We start from the raw sequence: 17,962 nt of genomic DNA on the forward strand, positions 1-17,962 counted from the left end.
CCCGGCGCTGGTGGGCATCCTCAGCCCGTAGCCGGTACAGTCCTTTCCCATGACCGCGCGGCTCGCCGACATAGCAGCCCAGGCGGGGGTCAGTGAAGCCACAGTCAGCCGCGTGCTCAACGGCAAGCCCGGCGTGGCCACCGGCACCCGCGAATCCGTCCTGGCCGCCCTGGACGTGCTCGGGTACGAGCGTCCCGTGCGGCTGAGGACCCGTAGCGCGGGCCTGGTCGGCCTGATCACCCCCGAGCTGGACAACCCCATCTTCCCCGCGCTTGCCCAGGTCATCGGGCAGGCCCTGACCCGCCAGGGCTACACCCCCGTCCTGGCCACCCAGATGCCCGGCGGCTCCACCGAGGACGAACTCACCGAGATGCTGGTGGACCGGAACGTATCGGGCATCATCTATGTCTCCGGTCTGCACGCCGACACGACGGCGGACACCCACCGCTACGACCAGCTGCGCCTCCAGGGAATGCCGTTCGTGCTCATCAACGGCTTCTCGCCCAGGATCAAGGCACCGTTCGTCTCGACCGACGACCGTGCCGCCACGCAGTTGGCCGTGACACATCTGGCCTCGCTCGGCCACACCAGGATCGGACTCGCGGTCGGGCCGCGCCGGTTCGTGCCGGTGCAGCGCAAGATCGAGGGTTTCCGGACGGGGATGCACGAGCGGCTCGGCCTCGCCCCCGAGAAGAGCGAGGAGCTGATCCAGCACTCCCTCTACACGATGGAGGGCGGACAAGCCGCGGCGGCGACGCTGCTCGCCCAGGAGTGCACGGCGATCGTGTGCGCCAGCGACATGATGGCGCTCGGCGCGATCCGGGCCGCCCGCCAGGCCGGCCTGCGGGTACCCCAGGACGTGTCGGTGGTCGGCTTCGACGACTCCCCGCTCATCGCGTTCACCGATCCCCCACTGACCACCATCCGGCAGCCGGTGCAGGCCATGGGCCAGGCCGCGGTGCGGGCGGTGCTCGAGGAGATCGGCGGCACGCCCGCCCCCCACACCGAGTTCGTCTTCATGCCGGAGCTGGTGGTGCGGGGATCCACGACGGCCGCACCCGACGCGCAGCAGACGACCACGCGCCGGGACTGACCCCGCCAGGTCGCCGCCCGGGGGGGGCACCGCCGTGCCCCGGGCGCGGAACCGCCCGGCACCGGTGCGACGGGCCGGGCCGTCCTTGTCGTCGATCGCCGCCCCCGCCGGCGGTCAGCCGCGCCAGGTGTCGTTCAGCGTGACCGCGCCGCTGGACGGGACGGTGGCCGTGCGATTGGAACCGCCCTCCCAGGTGACGTTGGAGCGGGCGTCCTTGCGGATGTACTTGTACTCGAACGAGGTGCCCGCGGGCAGGGACACATCGAGCTTCCAGACGGGGTAGCCCGCCGGGTCCAGTTCGAGGGCCTTGGAGGTGTTCCAGCCGCCGAGGGCGGAGGTGCCGCCGACGACGTAGATGTTCTCGCCCCACTGGGTGTTGGCGTTGACGTTGAACGAGGCCCCGGTGGTCGCCGGGTCGGGGCTGGAGGTGTCGCAGCTCTTCGCCCCCACGTGCAGGGCGAGGGCCGAGTCGGCACCCAGGGTCGCGGTGAACCGTCCGTTGGAGTCGACCTTGACACCCTTGCCGCTCTGCACGTCGCAGTAGTCGCCGGCGGGCAGGGAGGTCTGGAAGGTGCGGGTCAGCGTGGCGCCCTCGTGGTTGATGACGACGTACGCCTTGTCACCGCGGCCGAAGGCGATCTGGTTGCCGCCGTTGTCCCACCAGTTGGTCACCGCGGTGCCGGCGGCCGTGTTGCGGAACTTGACCATGCCGGCGATCTCCCGCCAGGCGTGCTGGCACTTCCAGCCGTCGGAGTAACAGGCGTTCACCTGGCCGTTGTTCGGGCCGCCGGCGTCCTTGTCGCTGAACTCGTAGCCTGAGTGCACGTCGGGCGAGCCGTAGGGCCAGGCCAGCATGAAGACGTGGGCAAGCGTGTAGTCGGCGCCGTTCTTGTAGGTGAGACTGCCGCCGTTGCGCTCGGTGTCGTGGTTGTCGACGAACACCGACGCCTTGTCGGAGCGGACGTACCCCCACGCTTCTCCGAAGTTCCTCAGCTCCGCGAGCTTCTCACTGGTGAAGACCCGCTTGAGGTCGTAGGCGTAGTGGAACTCCTGCACGTCGCCCGTGTTGTAGAACTCGGGCGGCTGGACCGCCTCCCCGGAGGCGCCGATCGTCTCCTGCTTCCAGTAGACGCCGGGGTCGGTGAGCCGGGACTTGATGTTGGCGAGGTCGTCCTCGGGGATGTGCTTGGCCGCGTCGACGCGGAAGCCGTCGACCCCGAGGGAGAGCAGGTCGTTCAGGTAGCCGGCGATGGTCTTGCGGACGTACTCCTCGCCGGTGTCGAGGTCGGGCAGGCCGCCCATCTCGCAGTGCTGGACGTTCCAGCGGTCCGCGTAGTTGCTGATGCTGCTCGTGCAGTCGTCCATGTCGCCGGCGGAGTATGTGCCGGGGTAGTCGTACTTGCTGAAGGACGAGCCGGCGGTGCCCGTGCCGGAGGCGTTCGCCATGTGGTTGATCACGGTGTCCGCCACCACTTTGACACCCGCCGCGTGACAGGTGTCCACCATGCTCTTGAAGGCCGAGCGGTCGCCCAGCTTGGTGCCGATCCGGTAACTGACGGGCTGGTAGGCGGTCCACCAGGACGTGCCCTGGATGTGCTCGTTGGGCGGGGACACCTGGACGTACCCGTACCCGTCGGGGCCCAGCTCGTCCGTGCAGGCCTTCGCGACGGAGGCGAAGTTCCATTCGAACATCACCGCGGTGACGTCCTTGCCGCCGGGCGCGCTCGCCTGCGCCGGCGTCGGTGCCGTGACGGCCACAGCGGCTCCCGCCAGGGCGGCGAGTGCAGCGGCCACGGTCTTGATGGCCATGATTGCTCCAGTGTGGAAGTGGGGGGGTGCCAGAGGTCAGCCTCGATCGACCACGCGCCCTGTCGGAGAAGGCCGTTATTGGTTCTTGCTGCAACAATTTGCGGTCGAGACCGTACGGCGCCGCTTACCAGAGGTCAACCCTTCACACAGAAGGAAGCCCGAAGCCGCAGTTACGCAAGGTGAGTAGGTAACTTTCGGCAACTTATTGCACGGAGGCGGAGGTTGGTGTTTGACTTCCGGTGGCAGCGCCTCACTCCGTACCCGGGCGCACCACCACCGCGAGGGCCTCGACCCGCCCGCTGTGTTCGAAGCGAAGAGTGAAGGGCACGAGGTCCCCGGTCCGCCAGTCCGCGTCGGCCGGGACGGTCACGTCGCTGCTGAACGGGGTCATGTCGAGGGTGTCCCCCGCCGGGACCGCCAGGGAGTCCGTGATCTGCCGGTAGCCCGCTCCGCCGGCCGTCATCTTGTGCCGGCTGAGCGAGATGCCCTCCCTGATCCGCGAGGAGGTCACCGCGAGCAGGCGGTCCGCGCTCCCGCCGGTGTTGCTGATCCTGAAGAACGCGGCCGTCTCCGGGACGCCCCGGCCGGGGAGGTACAGCCGTGCGTCGGTGACGGCGATGTCCGCGGGACTGCCCGCGTTGCCCGTGACGGTCCAGACCGCGAGTCCGCCCAGGGACAGGACGCAGGCGCAGACCGGGGCGAGGGCGGCCGACGCGGTGTCCGCGATGCGGCGGCGAGTGGGGATCCAGGCGTGGGATGTCATCGGGCGGGCCTCTGTGGCGGAGTCGGGGATGGCCGCCAGGCGCGCAGCCGCAGGCTGTTGCCGACGACGAGCAGGGAGCTGACGGACATCGCGGCGGCGGCGAGCATCGGATTGAGCAGGCCGACCATGGCCAGGGGCACGGTCACGACGTTGTAGCCGAACGCCCACAGCAGATTGGCCCGGATGGTGGCCAGGGTGCGGCGGGAGAGGCGGACGGCGTCGGCGAGGGCTTCGATGTCGCCGCGTACGAGGGTCACGTCGGCGGCGCCGATGGCCACGTCCGTGCCCGTGCTCATGGCGATGCCGAGGTCCGCGCCGGCCAGGGCCGCCGCGTCGTTGACGCCGTCGCCGACGACCGCCACCCGGTGGCCCTCCTCCCGCAGCCGCCGTACGAGGTCGGCCTTGTCCTCGGGGGTGCAGCGCGCGTGCACTTCGTCGATACGCAGGTCCGCGGCGATCGCCCGGGCGGGTGCCTCGAGGTCGCCGGTGGCCAGCACCGGCCGTACGCCGAGGCGTGTGAGCCGGTCCACGGCCCGGTAGCTGCCCGGCCGCAGCACGTCCCCGACCTCGACCAGGGCCTCCACCGTGCCCTCGACGCGGACCACGACCGGCGTGCGGGCGGCCTTCCCGGCGCGCGGCACGGCGTGGGCCAGGGGGGCCGGAAGCGTGTCGTCCGGGGCCAGCACCTCCACCAGCCGCCCCTCCACGTGCCCGCGCACGCCCCGGCCCGGCAGCGCCGCGAAGCCGGTCACCGCCGGAAGCGTGTCCGGGGTGGCCCTTCGCCGGGCGTACGCGGTGACGGCGCGGCCCAGCGGGTGTTCCGAGCCCTGCTCGACCGCGCCGGCCAGCCGGATCGCCTCCTTCTCGCCGAGGCCGCCCGGTACCGCGGTGACCCGGGCGACACTCATGTGTCCCGAGGTGAGGGTGCCGGTCTTGTCGAGCACGACGACGTCGATGTGCTGGAGTCCCTCCAGCGCCCGCGCTCCGCTGACCAGGACACCCAGTTGGGCGCCGCGGCCGGTCGCCGCCATCAGCGCGGTGGGGGTGGCGAGCCCGAGCGCACAGGGGCAGGCCACGACCAGGACGGCCACGCACGCGGTGACCGCGGCCTGCGGGTCGGCTCCCGCGCCCAGCCAGAACCCGAGCACCGTGACGGCCAGGGTGAGCACCACCGGTACGAAGACCCCGGCGACCTTGTCCGCGAGGCGCTGGGCCCGGGCCTTGCCTGCCTGCGCCTCGGTCACCAGACGGGTGATACGGGCCAACTGGGTGTCGGCGCCGACCGCGGTGGCGCGGACCAGGAGCAGACCGCCGGCGTTGACGGCGCCACCGATCACGGCCGATCCGGGGCCGACCTCGACCGGTTCACTCTCGCCGGTGACCAGGGAGAGGTCCACAGCCGAACTCCCCTCCGTGACGGTGCCGTCGGTGGCCACCCGCTCGCCGGGGCGCACGACGAACACGTGTCCCGGCGCCAGTTCCCCGACCGGGACGAGACGTTCCCCCGAGCCGTCGCGTACGGACACCTCCTTGGCGGCCAGCCGGGCCAGTGAGCGCAGCGCCGCACCGGTTCCCCGCCGGGCGCGTGCCTCCAGGAACCGACCCGCCAGGACGAACAGCGGTACGCCGGCCGCGGCCTCCAGGTACACATGGGCCACGCCGTCCGGGGCGGTGGGCATGAGGCGCAGCGGCATGCGCATGCCGGGATCGCCGGCGCCGCCGAGGAAGAGGGCGTAGGAGGACCAGGCGAAGGAGGCGATCACGCCGAGGGAGACCAGGGTGTCCATGGTCGCCGCCGAGTGCCGCAGCCCGCGCGCCGCCCGCTGGTGGAAGGGCCAGGCACTCCAGCCGACGACGGGCGTGGCGAGGACGAAGCACAGCCACTGCCAGTTGCGGAACTGCCACGCGGGCACCATCGACAGGACCAGCACCGGCACCGCCAGCAGTGCCGTGATCACCAGCCGGTCGCGGTCCCGCCGGGTGTCGTCCGGCTCGTCGCCGTCCTCGCGCGCCGCGCGCCGCGCCGGCTCCGGGAGCGCTGCCGGGTAACCGGCCTGCTCCACCGCCGCGATGAGCTGGTCCGGGCTTGTCGTCGAGGGGTGGTGCACCCGGGCCCGGCCGGTGGCCAGATTGACGCTCGCGGTGACCCCGTCCAGCTTAGCGAGCTTCCTCTCGACGCGTTTCACGCAGGCCGCGCACGTCATGCCGCCCACGGCGAGGTCGGTCACGACCTCCACGGACGCCGGTTCGGTGGCCATCAGCCCTCGCTTCCGCGAGGCGCGCCCGGATCATCCATGCCGCCCATGTCCATGCCGCCGCCGTCGTGGCCGCCCGGCGAGCCGCCTCCGGTCCTGCCGGGCCCGTGCATACCGGGCGCGACGGGGCCCACGCCCGCTCCGACGGCGTAAGACGCCGCGAACACCAGCGCCAGCAGGAGCAGGAAACCGCACAGGGCGGGCGGCGGCAGGGCTGCGCGCAGCAGCGCAGCTGCCGGACGGGAAGCGGGTCGCCGAGTCTGCGGCATCTGTCGTATCTCCCGATCGCGTCGTACGGCTTCCGGGGGATCGAGCCGTACCGGTACAGGAGTCGGGGTGGCGGCCGGTTGAGTTCCGAGGAGGGACAGGTGGCCTGCGTCACGCAGGTGTTCCCGTCAGGCAGGTGTCCCGGCATGCGGGTTGCGGCCGGGTGCGAGGATGCTGTCGTGTTGGATGCGATCGACGGCGTGAACTGGGCTGCCGTACCGGGCCATCCCCGCTGGTACGAACCGGCTCGTGCCGCCCGTGGGCTGCGCGCCCTGGCGGAGGCGGCGAACCTCGTACAGGCGGCCGAGGCCGGGTCGCTGCTCGCCGGCGGCGGAATCGTCCACGGCCACAGTGGAGCGGTGTTCCCGGCGGCCGCGGTCGCGGCGCCCCTGCTCCTGGACATCGCCCAGCAGGGTCACCCGGCGGCGAGGGACACCGCGCTGGGGCTGCTCGACGAGGCCCTGTCGTCGTATCCCCACGCCGGGTACACGCGGGTGAACACACCCGACGGCCCGGCGGTCCCGATCTGCTGCGCCATCGCCGACCACCTGCGAGCCCGCGCGGTTCTCCTCACCGGGCTGGGCAAGAGGGGCAAGACGCTGCTTGCCGACGCGGCCGAGCACTGGCGCTTCGAGATCCGGGAATGCGTCGCCGACAGCGGTGACACGGCGGCCTTCGGGGTCCTGGCAGGCTGTCTCCCGGACGGTGTGCAGGCGGCGGAACTGCACCGCGCCGGTGAACTCGCCGTGCCGGCCGGGGTCGCCCTCGAATACCCGCCTGCGGAGGGATCCCGTGAGGCGTGCCTGCGGGTAAGGGGACGGCATCCGGATGAACTGCCGCCGGGCGCCACCCTGTTCCCGAGCGAGTGCGTGCTACGCGTGCACTGACCGGCTTCGCTCCCGCGACGTCCTGCGTGGCTGAAGCCAACCCTCAGGGCGGGTCCCGGTAGCGCCCGGCCATCGCGGCGGCGCGGTCGCGCAGGGAGGTGCGCAACGACCGCGGGGTCAGGGCCTCCGCGTCCGTGCCGAGCTGCCACAGCGCCCACTCGGCGTGTCGCAGGTCCTGGAACGTCACCTCCAGCCGCAGCCAGCCGTCCGCGCCGGGTTCCTCGGCGCGGACGGCCACCGCGGTGCTCAGCAGGTCCTCCCGCCGCTCCGGTCTCACCCGCACCAGCACGGCCATATGGTCGCCGGACAGGAACCGCGCGCAGCGCTCCCGCCAGACCCGGTCCAGATCGGCCCGGTCGGGTCGCTGTGCCGGTTCGGGGAGTTCCTCGGCGGCCAACACCCGCGACAGCCGGTAGGTGCGGTCCGCGCCGGATCTCGTGGCCAGCAGGTAGCCCCGGTCGCGTACGGTGACCAGGCCGATCGGGTCCACCGTGCGCCACTGTGGTGTCCGGTCCGTGGCCGCGTAGTGGATGCCCAGTTTGTGTCCGGTGAGCACCGCGCGCCGGATCTCGATCATTGTCGTGTCGGGCACCTTCTCAGTGACCGGCCGGCGGGAGAGCAGGTCGGTCTCCGGCTCGACGAGGAATCGCTGGGACACGTCGCTCACGGTGACCCGATGGCTGTCCGGCAGGGCGTCGACCACCTTGCGCATGGCCGACGCGAGCGCCGAACCGAGGCCGAACACCTGGTCGCCGCGCCCGGATCCGGCGGTCAGCAGGGCGAGGGCCTCGTCGTGGTTCAGTCCGGTGAGCTCGGTCCGGAAACCGGGCAACAAGGAGAACCCGCCGTGTCGGCCGCGTTCGGCGTAGACCGGGACGCCGGCCGCGGACAGCGCCTCGATGTCACGCAGCACGGTACGGGTGGACACCTCCAGCTCGCGGGCCAGTGTGTCCGCGGTCAGCCGACCGCGCTGACGCAGCAGCAGCACCAGCGAGACCAGCCGATCGGCGCGCATACGCGGACCTTATCGAATACGTGACCGAGGATGTCGTGTTTTGTTGGAAGGCTCGTGATCAACGACGGCGGCTGTCCCGCCGGCGGCTCAACGTCTACACCACCGATGTCGATCTGCTGTTCCCGCACTACGGCGTGGTGGCGTCGCGGCTGGGCGCGGCCGGGGTGGCACCGACCACCACGATGCTCGGAGTGACACGGCTGGCGATCCCTGGCCAGATGGTCGAGCTCGAGGGAACCGCCGTCGCGTGACGTGACCTCGGCATCGACAGGCGCGCATCGATGTCGAGGTCGATGTGCCGAGATCCCGGCTGTGAGGCCGGTGGACCCTGCCCGCACTCGCACGATCGGGCTACGGCCGGGCTCGGTGGCCGAGTTCCGCGAGGCGTGAGAGTGCGGGCAGCGCCGCGGTGATCGCCTGCTGTTCCTCGGGCGTCAACCGGGCGACGAGCGGAAGCAGACGGCGGGTCCGGTCTTCGAGACGGGACGTGCCGACCTCTCGGCCGGCCTCGGTGATGTGGACGAGGGTGGCGCGGCCGTCCGTCGGGTCGGGGCGGCGTTCCACGAGCCCGTCCTGCTCGAGGCGCGTGACCAGCTGGGTGATTCCCGGCTGGCTGATCTGCTCGGTCCTGGCGAGCTCGGTGAGCCGTGTCGGGCCGCGGGAGGTCAGGGTGTCCAGCACGGACAGAGTCGTGAACGACAGCTTCCGCAGCGCGGGCAGGCGAATGTAGAAGCGGTTGAAGTTCTCGATCGTGGTGATCAGGGCGCCCACATCCACGTGGTCCCGGGAGCTGTTCGTCTGAGGAGGAGTCACCCTGGAAAAGTATCGCGCACTTATATAAGCTCGTTGATGCATCGGTGGTCAGCGCCTCGCGGCAGTGCGCGGGCTGCACCAGACCTCCATGGCGCAATGGCGCGTCCACCCACGTCAGTAGCGCAGAGTGAGGAATGCATCTATGACCACGCGTGTCGGCATCAACGGATTCGGGCGGATCGGCCGCAACGTCTTCCGCGCGGCGGCCGCACGGGGTACGGACCTCGAGATCGTCGCCGTCAACGACCTCGGTGACGTCACCACGATGGCCCACCTGCTCGCCTACGACTCGGTGCTGGGCCGGTTCCCTGCCGAGATCACCGCCGAGCCCGGTGCGATCCGGGTCGGCGACAAGACGATCAAGGTCCTTGCCGAGCGCGACCCCGGCGCCCTGCCCTGGGGCGACCTCGGGGTGGATGTGGTGATCGAGTCCACCGGCATCTTCACCAACGCGGCCAAAGCGCGCGCACACGTCGAGGGTGGTGCGAAGAAGGTCATCATCGCCGCTCCGGCCAGCGGCGAGGACGTTACGATCGTGCTCGGGGTGAACGAGGGCACCTACGACCCGGAGCGCCACACGATCATCTCCAACGCCTCGTGCACCACCAACTGCCTCGCGGTGCTGGCGAAGGTGCTGCACGACGCCGTGGGCATCGAGTCCGGCATGATGACCACCGTCCACGCCTACACCCAGGACCAGAACCTTCTGGACGCGCCGCACAAGGATCTGCGCCGCGCCCGCGCCGCGGGCCTCAATATCGTGCCGACCTCCAGCGGCGCAGCCAAGGCCATCGGCCTGGTGCTGCCGGAGCTGGACGGGCGCCTGGACGCCTTCGCCCTGCGGGTGCCCGTGCCCACCGGCTCCATCACCGACCTGACGGTCACCCCCAGCCGCCGTACCAGTGTCCAGGAGGTGAAGGAGGCGTACCAGGCAGCCGCGACCGGTGCCTACAAGGGCCTCCTCGCGTACACCGAGGCGCCCATCGTCAGCAGCGACATCGTCAATGACCCGGCCTCCTGCGTGTTCGACGCCGGGCTCACCCGCGTCTCCGAAGGGCAGGTCAAGGTCGTCGGCTGGTACGACAACGAGTGGGGTTACTCCAACCGCCTCCTCGACCTCGCCAAGCTGGTCGGGGCCTCGCTCTGACTCTTCCGCGACCTCCCCTCGCCGACTCGCCGACTCGTCGGCTCGCTGACTCGCCGGGAAGGCAGCCGCCCGCCGGACGGGCGGCTGCCGCCGCGGCGTGCCCGCGGCGGCCCGGCACAATTCTCCAACATTGGACGAGCGGGCATTCAACAGCAATTCCGGGATGAAACACAGAGGAAAACAACCTCTTAAGCAAGGAGGTCACCGCGCGATCCCCCCGGAGCCGATGTCCTGTCATTTCTCACCGATGTCAAGGAAACGGCACCGGCATTTCCCCAAACATCGATCGCACATGTGCCGACCGTAACAGTCAACCTCCGTTGATTCGATCGCCGAATTTCCGACTCAAACTTATTGACATAAAAACCCTGAACATATGATCATGACCACATGGACGAACTCCCGAGGTTACCGTTCGATAACCCGTCCGTGCTCGGCATCGCTCCCGAGATGCTCGCACTGCAGCGGGAGGGGCCGATCACCAGGGTGCAGACCGCCGGTGAGGATGCCTGGCTGGTCACCCGCTACGACGAGGTGAGAACGCTGCTCGCCGACCGTCGACTCGGGCTCAGCAATCCCCACCCGGAGCAGTCGGCCAAGAGCGCGGCCAGGCGTTTCATGGTCGCGCTGATGTTCGGGGACGACCACGACACCGAGGCCGCCAGGCATGCGCGGATGCGCACGCTGCTCGTGCCCCGGTTCTCCACGCGCCGGATGCGCCTCATGAAGACCCGGATCGAGCAGCATGTGGACGAGCTGCTCGACCAGATGGCCGCCGGCACTCCGCCGATCGACCTGCACCGCGCGCTGTCGTTTCCCTTGCCGACCATGGTGATCTGCGATCTGCTCGGCGTGCCGTTGGCCGACCGGGAGCGGTTCGGACAGTGGGCGAGAGGAACATTCGACCAGAGCGACAACCAGCACTCGGCCAACACCTTTCAGCAGGTTGTCGACTACATAACGGAACTGGTGGCGCGCAAGCGAATCGAGCCCGGCGACGACCTCCTGTCCGAGCTGATCGCCCATAAAGACGGCGCACTGTCCGACGCGGAGATCGCCCACTTGGGCAACGCCGTGCTGTTGTTCGGCTACGAGACCACCATTGTGCGCATCGATCTGGGCACCCTGTTGCTGCTGCGCAATCCGGCCCAGCGCGCCCTGCTGGCCGAGAAACCCGAACTCGCGCCGGCCGCGGTCGAGGAGATCCTGCGCCTGGGCGTCGGCGGCAAGGGATCCAACGCGATAATCCCCCGTTACGCGCACAGCGACATCACCGTCGGCGAGACGAAGATCCGGACCGGAGACGCGGTGATGCTGGCCATCGGCGCGGCCAACTACGACGGCCGGGCGTTCCCCGACGGCGACCTGTTCGACCTGGCCCGGCACAAGCCCAAGTCCCACCTGGCGTTCGGACACGGCGTCCGGCACTGCATCGGCCGCACGCTGGCCAGGATCGAACTGACCGCGGTGTTCGAGCGGCTGTTCCGCAGGCTGCCCGACCTGCGGCTCGCGGTACCCGAGGAGTCGCTGCGCTGGCAGGAGCACCGGATCACCGGCGGGTTCGACGAAATCCCCGTCACCTTCTGACCATCGCCGCTCCTTCCCCCACGCACAGACGTCAGGAGGACCAGGAACCATGACGGACACGTTCAGCGACTACGTCGACTGCACGCCTCTTCTCGACGACCGCGAGGCCCTCGACCGGTTCTACGACGAGCACGGCTACCTCTATCTGCGCGGCGCCCTGGACCGCGAACTCGTGCGGACCGCCGCCGAGCAGATGCTCGAAGGCCTGATCGCACTCGGCCACGCCGCCCCCGGCACCACGCTCGACACCCTCACCATCGAGTCCTTCGAGGCGGTCGACGAGGTGGCGATGCACGACTACGTCAAGTACGACGACCTGTGGAACCACCCCTCGACCCACAAGGTCTGGGAGAAGGTCTTCGGCGGGCCCGTCTTCGTCTTCAAGTCGACGACGATCCGCTACTACCCCTCCGCCGCGGGTCGCCCGGAGCCGAGCTTCCTGACGCCGCTGCACCAGGACGGCTTCTACATCGGCCCGAACAAGGACTTCCGCACCGCCTGGGTGCCGCTGCTCCCGACGTCCCGCGGCATAGGCGGCGTGGCCCTCGCCGACGGCAGCCACAAGAAGGGCCCGCGCGAGCACGTCGTCACGGAGAACTTCCGCCGCTTCGGCCACCCCGTGCGCGGTATCCCGGCGGAGGAGTTCGGCGCGGACGAGCAACTGCTGTTCTCCCCCATGGAGCCGGGAGACGTGATCCTCTTCCACGCCTTCATGTGCCACAAGTCCATCCCGAACGTCTCGGTGGACCCGGCCGGCATGCGGATGTCGATGGACACCCGCGTCCAGCCCGCCTCCTCGCACCGTGGGTTCAACGCCCTGACCCCCTGGCCGGAGTCCGCGAAGGACCCCTCCAAGGGAATAATGTCGAAGATCACCGGCACCCCCACCACGACCGAGTGACGGTGGTGCCTCCGCACCCGCACCGACCGTCCCCCCACAAACGCCAGGGTAGGAGCGCATGACGAAACGCGAGGGCCTCCCCCCTCTGAAGGGGCCCAACGCGACCCCGGAGCCCTCGGCCGGCACGGAACCGGCCGCCGCGGGGCTCAGTGGCATCGCCCTGGTGGTGGTGCTCACCGGATACGCCCTGTCCATCGTGGACGCCTCCATCGTCAATGTGGCACTGAACTCGATCAGTGACGACCTCCGGGGCGGCCCCGCCGCACTGGAGCTGGTGGTGTCCGGCTACGGCCTCACCTACGCCCTCGGCCTGGTGCTGGGCGGGCGGCTGGGCGACGCCTTCGGCAGACGGCGCCTGTACGCGTACGGGCTCGCGGCGTTCACCGTCACCTCGGCACTGTGCGGACTCGCCCCGACCATCGAGTTCCTCGTCGCCGCCCGGCTGTTGCAGGGCGCCGGCGCCGCCATGCTCGTACCGCAGGTGCTGGCGACGATCCAGGCGGCCACCGCGGGCCAGGCGCGCGCCCGTGCGATCGGCATGTACGGCGCGACCGCGGCCCTCGGCATGGTCATCGGGCAGATCATGGGCGGGCTGCTGGTCTCGCTGGACATCGCCGGGATCGGCTGGCGGTCGGTCTTCGCGATCAATGTGCCGATCGGCGTGGCCGCGCTGCTGGCCGTCCGGCGCGTCCCCGCGACCAGGGCCGACGCGAAGCCGGGCTTCGACCCGGTGGGCACCGCGCTGTTCGGCGTCACCATGGTCTGTGTCCTGGCCGTGGTGGTGGCGGGCCCCGACCTGGGCTGGCCGCTGTGGCTGTGGTCGCTGCTCGCGGTCGCCGCGGTGGGGGCGGTGGCGCTGGTGCGGGCCGAGCGCGGGCTGGAGGCGCGGGGCGGCTCACCGCTGCTGTCCCCGTCGGTGCTGTCCCATCCGGGGATGCGCAGAGGGCTGGCGGCGCTGGTGCCGTTCTCGGCCGGTTTCGGCGCCTTCCTGTTCGTCTACGCGCTGATCGCGCAGGGTCACTTCGGCTTCGGCGGGCTCGCCTCCGGCGGGGTGCTGACGCCGTTCGCCGCGGCGTTCTTCGCGGTGACGCTGTTCACCCCGAGGATCGCGGCGGCCCTGGGCGCCCGGATCATCACCCTGGGCGCCCTCGTCCAGGGCGCGGGCCTGCTGCTGCTGGCGCTGGTGATCCGGCTGGGCTGGCCGCATCCCTCCCTGGTGCTGGTGCTCGTCGGGATCGGCTTCTTCGGCGCGGGCGCCGCGCTGATCGGCCCGACGCTGTTCCGGACGATCCTCGCCGACGTACCCCCCGCGCAGGCCGGCATGGGCAGCGGTGTGCTGGTGACCAGCCAGCAGATGGCGACCGCGCTGGGCACGACCGTCGGCGGTACCTTCTACCTCTCCATGGAGAGCTGGCTGTCGACGGTGTCGGCGGCCGTGCTCGTTCTCGCCCTGCTGGCGTGTTTCTCGGTGACCGTTCTCGTGATCAGTCTGAAGCTCCCCGACCCCAGCTGACACCCGCGCCCCCGTACGGCGCGACCTGATCCAGACCTTCTCGTCGGCGACGGCGCGCCGTCCTTCGGCGTACCCGCGCGCAGAAGCGGAGACAGCCAAGTGCAGTTACGGACAAGGACAGCCGTGGTGACCGGCGCGGCCGGCGGCATCGGCCTCGCCCTCAGCGCCCGCTTCGCACGGGCCGGCGCCGGCGTGGTCATGGCGGACATCGAAGGCGACGCGCTGCACCGCCGGGCCGCCGAACTCACCGCACAGGGCGCCGAGGTCACCGCGGTGACCGCCGACCTGACCGACCCGGACGCCGTCGGACGGCTCGCGGACACGGCGTTCGAGCTGCTCGGCGACGTCGACGTGGTGTGCAACAACGCCGGGGTCCTCGGCCCCGTGGGACAGCCCCTGTGGGAGGTGCCGCTGGAGCGGATGCGGCAGGTCTTCGAGGTGAACCACTGGGCGCACGTTCTGGTGGCCCGCGCCTTCGTCCCCCGGCTGCTGGAGCGCGGCCGGCCCGCCCATCTGATCCACACCGCCTCCATGTCCGCCTTCGTCGTCGGCGCCGGCAGCGCCGCCTACGCCGCCTCCAAACACGCCGACCTCGCGGTCGCCCGCAGTCTGCGCGCCGATCTGCGCGGCACCGGGGTGCGGGTGTCGGTGCTGTGCCCCGGCCGGGTCGACACGCCCATGGTCGCGGGGCTGACGGCCCCGCGCGGCGCGGGCGGCGACACCACGGTGAGCGCCGAGGACGTCGCCGGACTCGTATGGGAGGCCCTCGGCTCCGATCGCTTCTATCTCTTCAGCAACGCGGACGCCCCGCTGCGGCTGCGCGATCAGTTCGACGACGTATGGCGTCATGTTTCCCTTCCGCCCCCGTCCCCCGAGGAGGAGTTGTGGCCCGCTCCGCAAGCGACGACCGTGGCGAGGAACCACTGACCATCGACCTGGAAGCGGTGAGGGAGAAGTACCGGCGGGAACGCGACAAGCGCGGCGTCGGTCGGACCTACCAGTTCGCGCGCGGTGACTTCAGCCGTTACGCGCGGGACCCCTACACCGAGCGGCGGGAGCGCGAGCCGCTCACCGACGAGGTGGACGTCGCCGTCGTCGGCGCCGGCATCGGCGGCCTGCTGACCGGCGCCCATCTGCGCAAGGAGACCGGCCTGGAGCGCATCCGGCTGATCGACGAGGCCGGCGACGTCGGCGGCACCTGGTACTGGAACCGCTTCCCCGGCGTCCGGTGCGACGTCGAGAGCTACATCTACATGCCGCTGCTCGAAGAGACCGGAACGATACCCACCGAGAAGTACGCCACCGGGCCGGAGATCTTCGCCCACCTCCAGCGGATCGCCCACACGTACGACCTCTACCGCGACGCCCTCTTCCAGACCGCCGTCACCGAGCTGCGCTGGGACGAGGCCGCCGGGACGTGGCTGGTGAGCACCGACCGCGGGGATCTGATCCGGGCCCGGTACGTGGCCATGTCGATCGGTCTGATGCACCGCCCCAAACTCCCCCGGCTGCCCGGCCTGGAGACGTTCGCCGGACACTCCTTCCACTCCAGCCGCTGGGACTTCGACTACACCGGCGGCGACAGCACCGGCGGGCTGACCAAGCTGAGGGACAAGAGGGTCGGCGTCATCGGCACCGGCTCGACCACCGTCCAGCTCGCCCCGCACCTCGCCGAGTGGGCCGAGCACCTCGTCGTCTTCCAGCGCACCCCGCCCACGGTCGACGTCCGCGGCAACCGGCCCACCCCGCCCGACTGGGCGGCCAGTCTCGAACCGGGCTGGCAGCAGCGCCGGATGGAGAACTTCCACGCGCTGACCTCCGGAATCCCGCAGGACGAGGACCTGGTCCAGGACCGCTGGACCCAGACCACGGCCAAGCTGGCCGCCGCGATCCTGCCCACCGGCGACACCGGGGGCGACCCGAAGGAGCGGGCGCTGGCGGCCGAGCGGGCGGACTTCCTCAAGATGGAGAAATTGCGCGCCCGTATCGACAGCGTCGTCACCGACCCCGCGACCGCCGCCGCCCTCAAGCCGTACTACCGCGTGTACTGCAAGCGGCCCTGCTTCCACGACAGCTACCTCCAGACCTTCAACCGGCCCAATGTGACCCTGGTCGACACCCAGGGGCGGGGCGTGGAGCGGCTCACCCCGGCCGGGGTGGTCGCGAACGGCCGGGAGTACCCGGTCGACTGCCTGATCTTCGCCACCGGCTACGAGCACGAGTTCTCCGTCCCGTACACCGACCGCGCCGGCTACGACATCGTCGGCCGCGACGGCGTGAAGCTGTCGGAGAAGTGGGCGGACGGGGCGCACACCCTGCACGGACTCCAGGTGAACGGCTTCCCCAACTGCTTCATCCTGTCCAAGATCCAGGCCGGTCGGCACGTCAACATCCCCTACATGCTGGGTGAGCAGACCCGGCACCTCGCGCACATCGTCAAGTGTGTCGAGGAGCGCGGCCACCGGGTCGTGGAGGCCTCCGAGGCCGGCGAGAAGGAATGGGTCGAGGAGATCCTCCGGCTCGCCGCCAACGACCTCGACTTCCTGGAGAACTGCACACCCGGCCTCTACAACAACGAGGGCGACCCGAGCGGGCTGCCCCTGCGCAACTCCAGCTACGGCGGCGGCTCGGTGGAGTTCGTGAACATCCTCAGGAGGTGGCGCGAGGCGGGCGACCTCGCCGGGCTCGAACTGCGCTGACCACCCCACCCCTTCGCGAAAGGCGGCAACGCCCATGGACGTAACGCCGATCCCCGGCGCCGCTCTCGGCGCCGTCGTGCACGGCGCCCAAGTCACCGGCGCCATGGACCAGGCCCAGCTGGAGGAGATCTGGGCGGCCCTCGACGCACATCTCGTACTCGTCTTCCGCGGCCACGAGACCCCCTCCTACCAGGAGTTCCTGGCCTTCGGCCGCCGCTTCGGGCACATCCCGAAGACCGGCCTGACCAGCGGCGCCCACCCCGACCACAACGAGATCCTGATCGTCTCCAACCTGGTGGAGGACGGCCGCAAGATCGGCGTCGGCGACGCCGAGTGGATGGGCTGGCACACCGACTACTCCTTCCGCCCCCGCGTCTCCCAGGTCGGCTTCCTGGAGGCCATCGAAGTTCCGTACTCCGGCGGCGGGGAGACCCTCTTCACCGACATGTACGCCCTGTACGAGTCGCTGTCGCCCGAAGAGCGCCGGCGTCTGCACTCCTACCGGGTCCGCCACGCCCTGCGCACCGGGTACGAGGAGACCATCGAGGAGGAGCTCCAGGGCGAGGTGTCCCTGGGCGAGACCACCGAACGGATCCAGCCCGAGGACGGCACCTCCACCGTCCACCCGCTGATCGCCCGCAATCCGCGCACCGGCCGGCAGTCGGTCTACGTCAGCACCCTGAACACCAAGCGGATCGTGGACCTCGCCCCCGACGACAGCCGCAAGCTGCTCGACGAACTGCTGTCGCACGCGGGCAAGCCGCAGTACACCTACGCCCACACCTGGCAGCCCGGGGACATCGTCGTGTGGGACCAGCTCGGCACCATCCACGCCAAGCAGGCCTTCGACCCGGCCGAACGGCGCATCATGCGCCAGGTCGTCAGCATCTTCGACGACCCGACCGCCCCCTGGCGCGCGGAGGTCGCCGCATGAGCGTGTCTTGGCGCGCTGCGCGGGCTGGACTGAGGAGCCGCGCAGCGACGGAGGAGCGAGCAGTGACGAGGGAAGCCCGCGCGTTGGAGCGCGCCAAGACTGAGCGGGAGGAGGCGCGCGTGTCTTGGCGCGCTGCGCGGGCTGGACTGAGGAGCCGCGCAGCGACGGAGGAGCGAGCAGTGACGAGGGAAGCCCGCGCGTTGGAGCGCGCCAAGACTGAGCGGGAGGAGGGGCGCGTGTCTTGGCGCGCTGCGCGGGCTGGACTGAGGAGAGGAGCCG

General features: G+C 70.6%; 15 protein-coding genes and 1 pseudogene. 10 read left to right on the forward strand and 6 right to left on the reverse strand.

Features of this window, described 5'->3' with window-relative positions:
• Positions 1–49 precede the first annotated feature (49 nt).
• On the forward strand, positions 50–1,093 hold the full coding sequence (locus tag BBH68_RS35930) for a LacI family DNA-binding transcriptional regulator (protein WP_065967990.1): 1,044 nt from the start codon (positions 50–52) through the stop codon (positions 1,091–1,093).
• A 114-nt stretch (positions 1,094–1,207) separates the two neighbouring features.
• On the opposite strand, the gene BBH68_RS35935 is transcribed toward BBH68_RS35930, so the two are convergent.
• The 4 genes from BBH68_RS35935 to BBH68_RS35950 form a co-directional block, all read right to left on the reverse strand.
• Complete coding sequence (locus tag BBH68_RS35935; protein WP_065967991.1) at positions 1,208–2,902, reverse strand: carbohydrate-binding module family 20 domain-containing protein; 1,695 nt, start codon at positions 2,900–2,902, stop codon at positions 1,208–1,210.
• A 250-nt stretch (positions 2,903–3,152) separates the two neighbouring features.
• Positions 3,153–3,665, reverse strand: coding sequence for a copper chaperone PCu(A)C (locus BBH68_RS35940; RefSeq protein WP_065967992.1), 513 nt, complete (start codon positions 3,663–3,665; stop codon positions 3,153–3,155).
• A complete protein-coding gene (locus BBH68_RS35945; protein WP_065967994.1) occupies positions 3,662–5,923 on the reverse strand; it encodes a heavy metal translocating P-type ATPase in 2,262 nt (753 codons plus the stop codon). Before BBH68_RS35945 ends, BBH68_RS35940 begins: the two co-directional genes overlap by 4 nt.
• The gene (locus BBH68_RS35950) at positions 5,923–6,189 is read right to left on the reverse strand and encodes a hypothetical protein (protein WP_065967996.1); all 267 of its coding nucleotides are present in this window, start codon (positions 6,187–6,189) and stop codon (positions 5,923–5,925) included. The genes BBH68_RS35945 and BBH68_RS35950 overlap by 1 nt, the downstream gene beginning before the upstream one ends.
• Positions 6,190–6,366: 177 nt before the next feature.
• Between BBH68_RS35950 and BBH68_RS35955 the strand changes: the two genes are divergently transcribed.
• Positions 6,367–7,074 carry a hypothetical protein gene (locus tag BBH68_RS35955; protein ID WP_245738469.1) on the forward strand — a complete coding sequence of 236 codons (708 nt, stop codon included), beginning with the start codon at positions 6,367–6,369 and terminating at the stop codon, positions 7,072–7,074.
• Between the two features lie 43 nt (positions 7,075–7,117).
• Here BBH68_RS35955 and BBH68_RS35960 read toward each other — a convergent pair whose 3' ends face one another.
• Positions 7,118–8,089 (reverse strand): helix-turn-helix transcriptional regulator, encoded by a 972-nt coding sequence (locus tag BBH68_RS35960; protein WP_065968000.1) that lies wholly within the window; start codon positions 8,087–8,089, stop codon positions 7,118–7,120.
• An 83-nt stretch (positions 8,090–8,172) separates the two neighbouring features.
• On the opposite strand from BBH68_RS35960, the pseudogene BBH68_RS35965 reads away from it, so the two are divergent.
• Positions 8,173–8,340, forward strand: a pseudogene (locus tag BBH68_RS35965) (RidA family protein); the annotation flags it as partial.
• Between the two features lie 100 nt (positions 8,341–8,440).
• Here the strand turns inward: BBH68_RS35965 and BBH68_RS35970 are convergent.
• The gene (locus tag BBH68_RS35970) at positions 8,441–8,902 is read right to left on the reverse strand and encodes a MarR family winged helix-turn-helix transcriptional regulator (protein ID WP_245738470.1); all 462 of its coding nucleotides are present in this window, start codon (positions 8,900–8,902) and stop codon (positions 8,441–8,443) included.
• A 142-nt stretch (positions 8,903–9,044) separates the two neighbouring features.
• Between BBH68_RS35970 and gap the strand changes: the two genes are divergently transcribed.
• From gap to ptlD, 7 genes are all read left to right on the forward strand, one after another.
• Entirely contained in the window at positions 9,045–10,049 is a 1,005-nt protein-coding gene (gap, locus tag BBH68_RS35975; RefSeq protein ID WP_065968002.1) for a type I glyceraldehyde-3-phosphate dehydrogenase, read from the forward strand.
• A gap of 390 nt (positions 10,050–10,439) precedes the next feature.
• Entirely contained in the window at positions 10,440–11,636 is a 1,197-nt protein-coding gene (penM, locus tag BBH68_RS35980) for a pentalenolactone synthase (RefSeq protein WP_065968004.1), read from the forward strand.
• 49 nt (positions 11,637–11,685) lie between these two features.
• A complete protein-coding gene (gene ptlH / locus BBH68_RS35985) occupies positions 11,686–12,537 on the forward strand; it encodes a 1-deoxypentalenic acid 11-beta-hydroxylase (RefSeq protein WP_065968006.1) in 852 nt (283 codons plus the stop codon).
• A 58-nt stretch (positions 12,538–12,595) separates the two neighbouring features.
• A complete protein-coding gene (locus tag BBH68_RS35990; protein WP_065968009.1) occupies positions 12,596–14,050 on the forward strand; it encodes an MFS transporter in 1,455 nt (484 codons plus the stop codon).
• A 126-nt stretch (positions 14,051–14,176) separates the two neighbouring features.
• Positions 14,177–14,977: a 1-deoxy-11-beta-hydroxypentalenate dehydrogenase gene (ptlF, locus tag BBH68_RS35995; RefSeq protein ID WP_281182512.1), complete on the forward strand. Its 801-nt coding sequence runs from the start codon at positions 14,177–14,179 to the stop codon at positions 14,975–14,977.
• A 17-nt stretch (positions 14,978–14,994) separates the two neighbouring features.
• The gene (ptlE, locus tag BBH68_RS36000) at positions 14,995–16,749 is read left to right on the forward strand and encodes a neopentalenolactone/pentalenolactone D synthase (protein ID WP_076971221.1); all 1,755 of its coding nucleotides are present in this window, start codon (positions 14,995–14,997) and stop codon (positions 16,747–16,749) included.
• A 34-nt stretch (positions 16,750–16,783) separates the two neighbouring features.
• On the forward strand, positions 16,784–17,683 hold the full coding sequence (gene ptlD, locus BBH68_RS36005) for a neopentalenolactone/pentalenolactone F synthase (RefSeq protein WP_065968012.1): 900 nt from the start codon (positions 16,784–16,786) through the stop codon (positions 17,681–17,683).
• Positions 17,684–17,962 lie beyond the last annotated feature (279 nt).

Source organism: Streptomyces sparsogenes, from assembly GCF_001704635.1.
GTDB lineage: Bacteria > Actinomycetota > Actinomycetes > Streptomycetales > Streptomycetaceae > Streptomyces > Streptomyces sparsogenes.

Excerpts from the sequence above, each read along its gene's own strand:
- BBH68_RS35940 (WP_065967992.1), bottom strand. The coding sequence starts at position 3,665 with ATGACATCCCACGCCTGGATCCCCACTCGCCGCCGCATCGCGGACACC.
- BBH68_RS35950 (WP_065967996.1), bottom strand. The coding sequence starts at position 6,189 with ATGCCGCAGACTCGGCGACCCGCTTCCCGTCCGGCAGCTGCGCTGCTG.
- ptlD (WP_065968012.1), top strand. The coding sequence starts at position 16,784 with ATGGACGTAACGCCGATCCCCGGCGCCGCTCTCGGCGCCGTCGTGCAC.
- BBH68_RS35930 (WP_065967990.1), top strand. The coding sequence starts at position 50 with ATGACCGCGCGGCTCGCCGACATAGCAGCCCAGGCGGGGGTCAGTGAA.
- gap (WP_065968002.1), top strand. The coding sequence starts at position 9,045 with ATGACCACGCGTGTCGGCATCAACGGATTCGGGCGGATCGGCCGCAAC.
- penM (WP_065968004.1), top strand. The coding sequence starts at position 10,440 with ATGGACGAACTCCCGAGGTTACCGTTCGATAACCCGTCCGTGCTCGGC.
- BBH68_RS35960 (WP_065968000.1), bottom strand. The coding sequence starts at position 8,089 with ATGCGCGCCGATCGGCTGGTCTCGCTGGTGCTGCTGCTGCGTCAGCGC.
- BBH68_RS35990 (WP_065968009.1), top strand. The coding sequence starts at position 12,596 with ATGACGAAACGCGAGGGCCTCCCCCCTCTGAAGGGGCCCAACGCGACC.
- BBH68_RS35945 (WP_065967994.1), bottom strand. The coding sequence starts at position 5,923 with ATGGCCACCGAACCGGCGTCCGTGGAGGTCGTGACCGACCTCGCCGTG.
- BBH68_RS35935 (WP_065967991.1), bottom strand. The coding sequence starts at position 2,902 with ATGGCCATCAAGACCGTGGCCGCTGCACTCGCCGCCCTGGCGGGAGCC.
- ptlH (WP_065968006.1), top strand. The coding sequence starts at position 11,686 with ATGACGGACACGTTCAGCGACTACGTCGACTGCACGCCTCTTCTCGAC.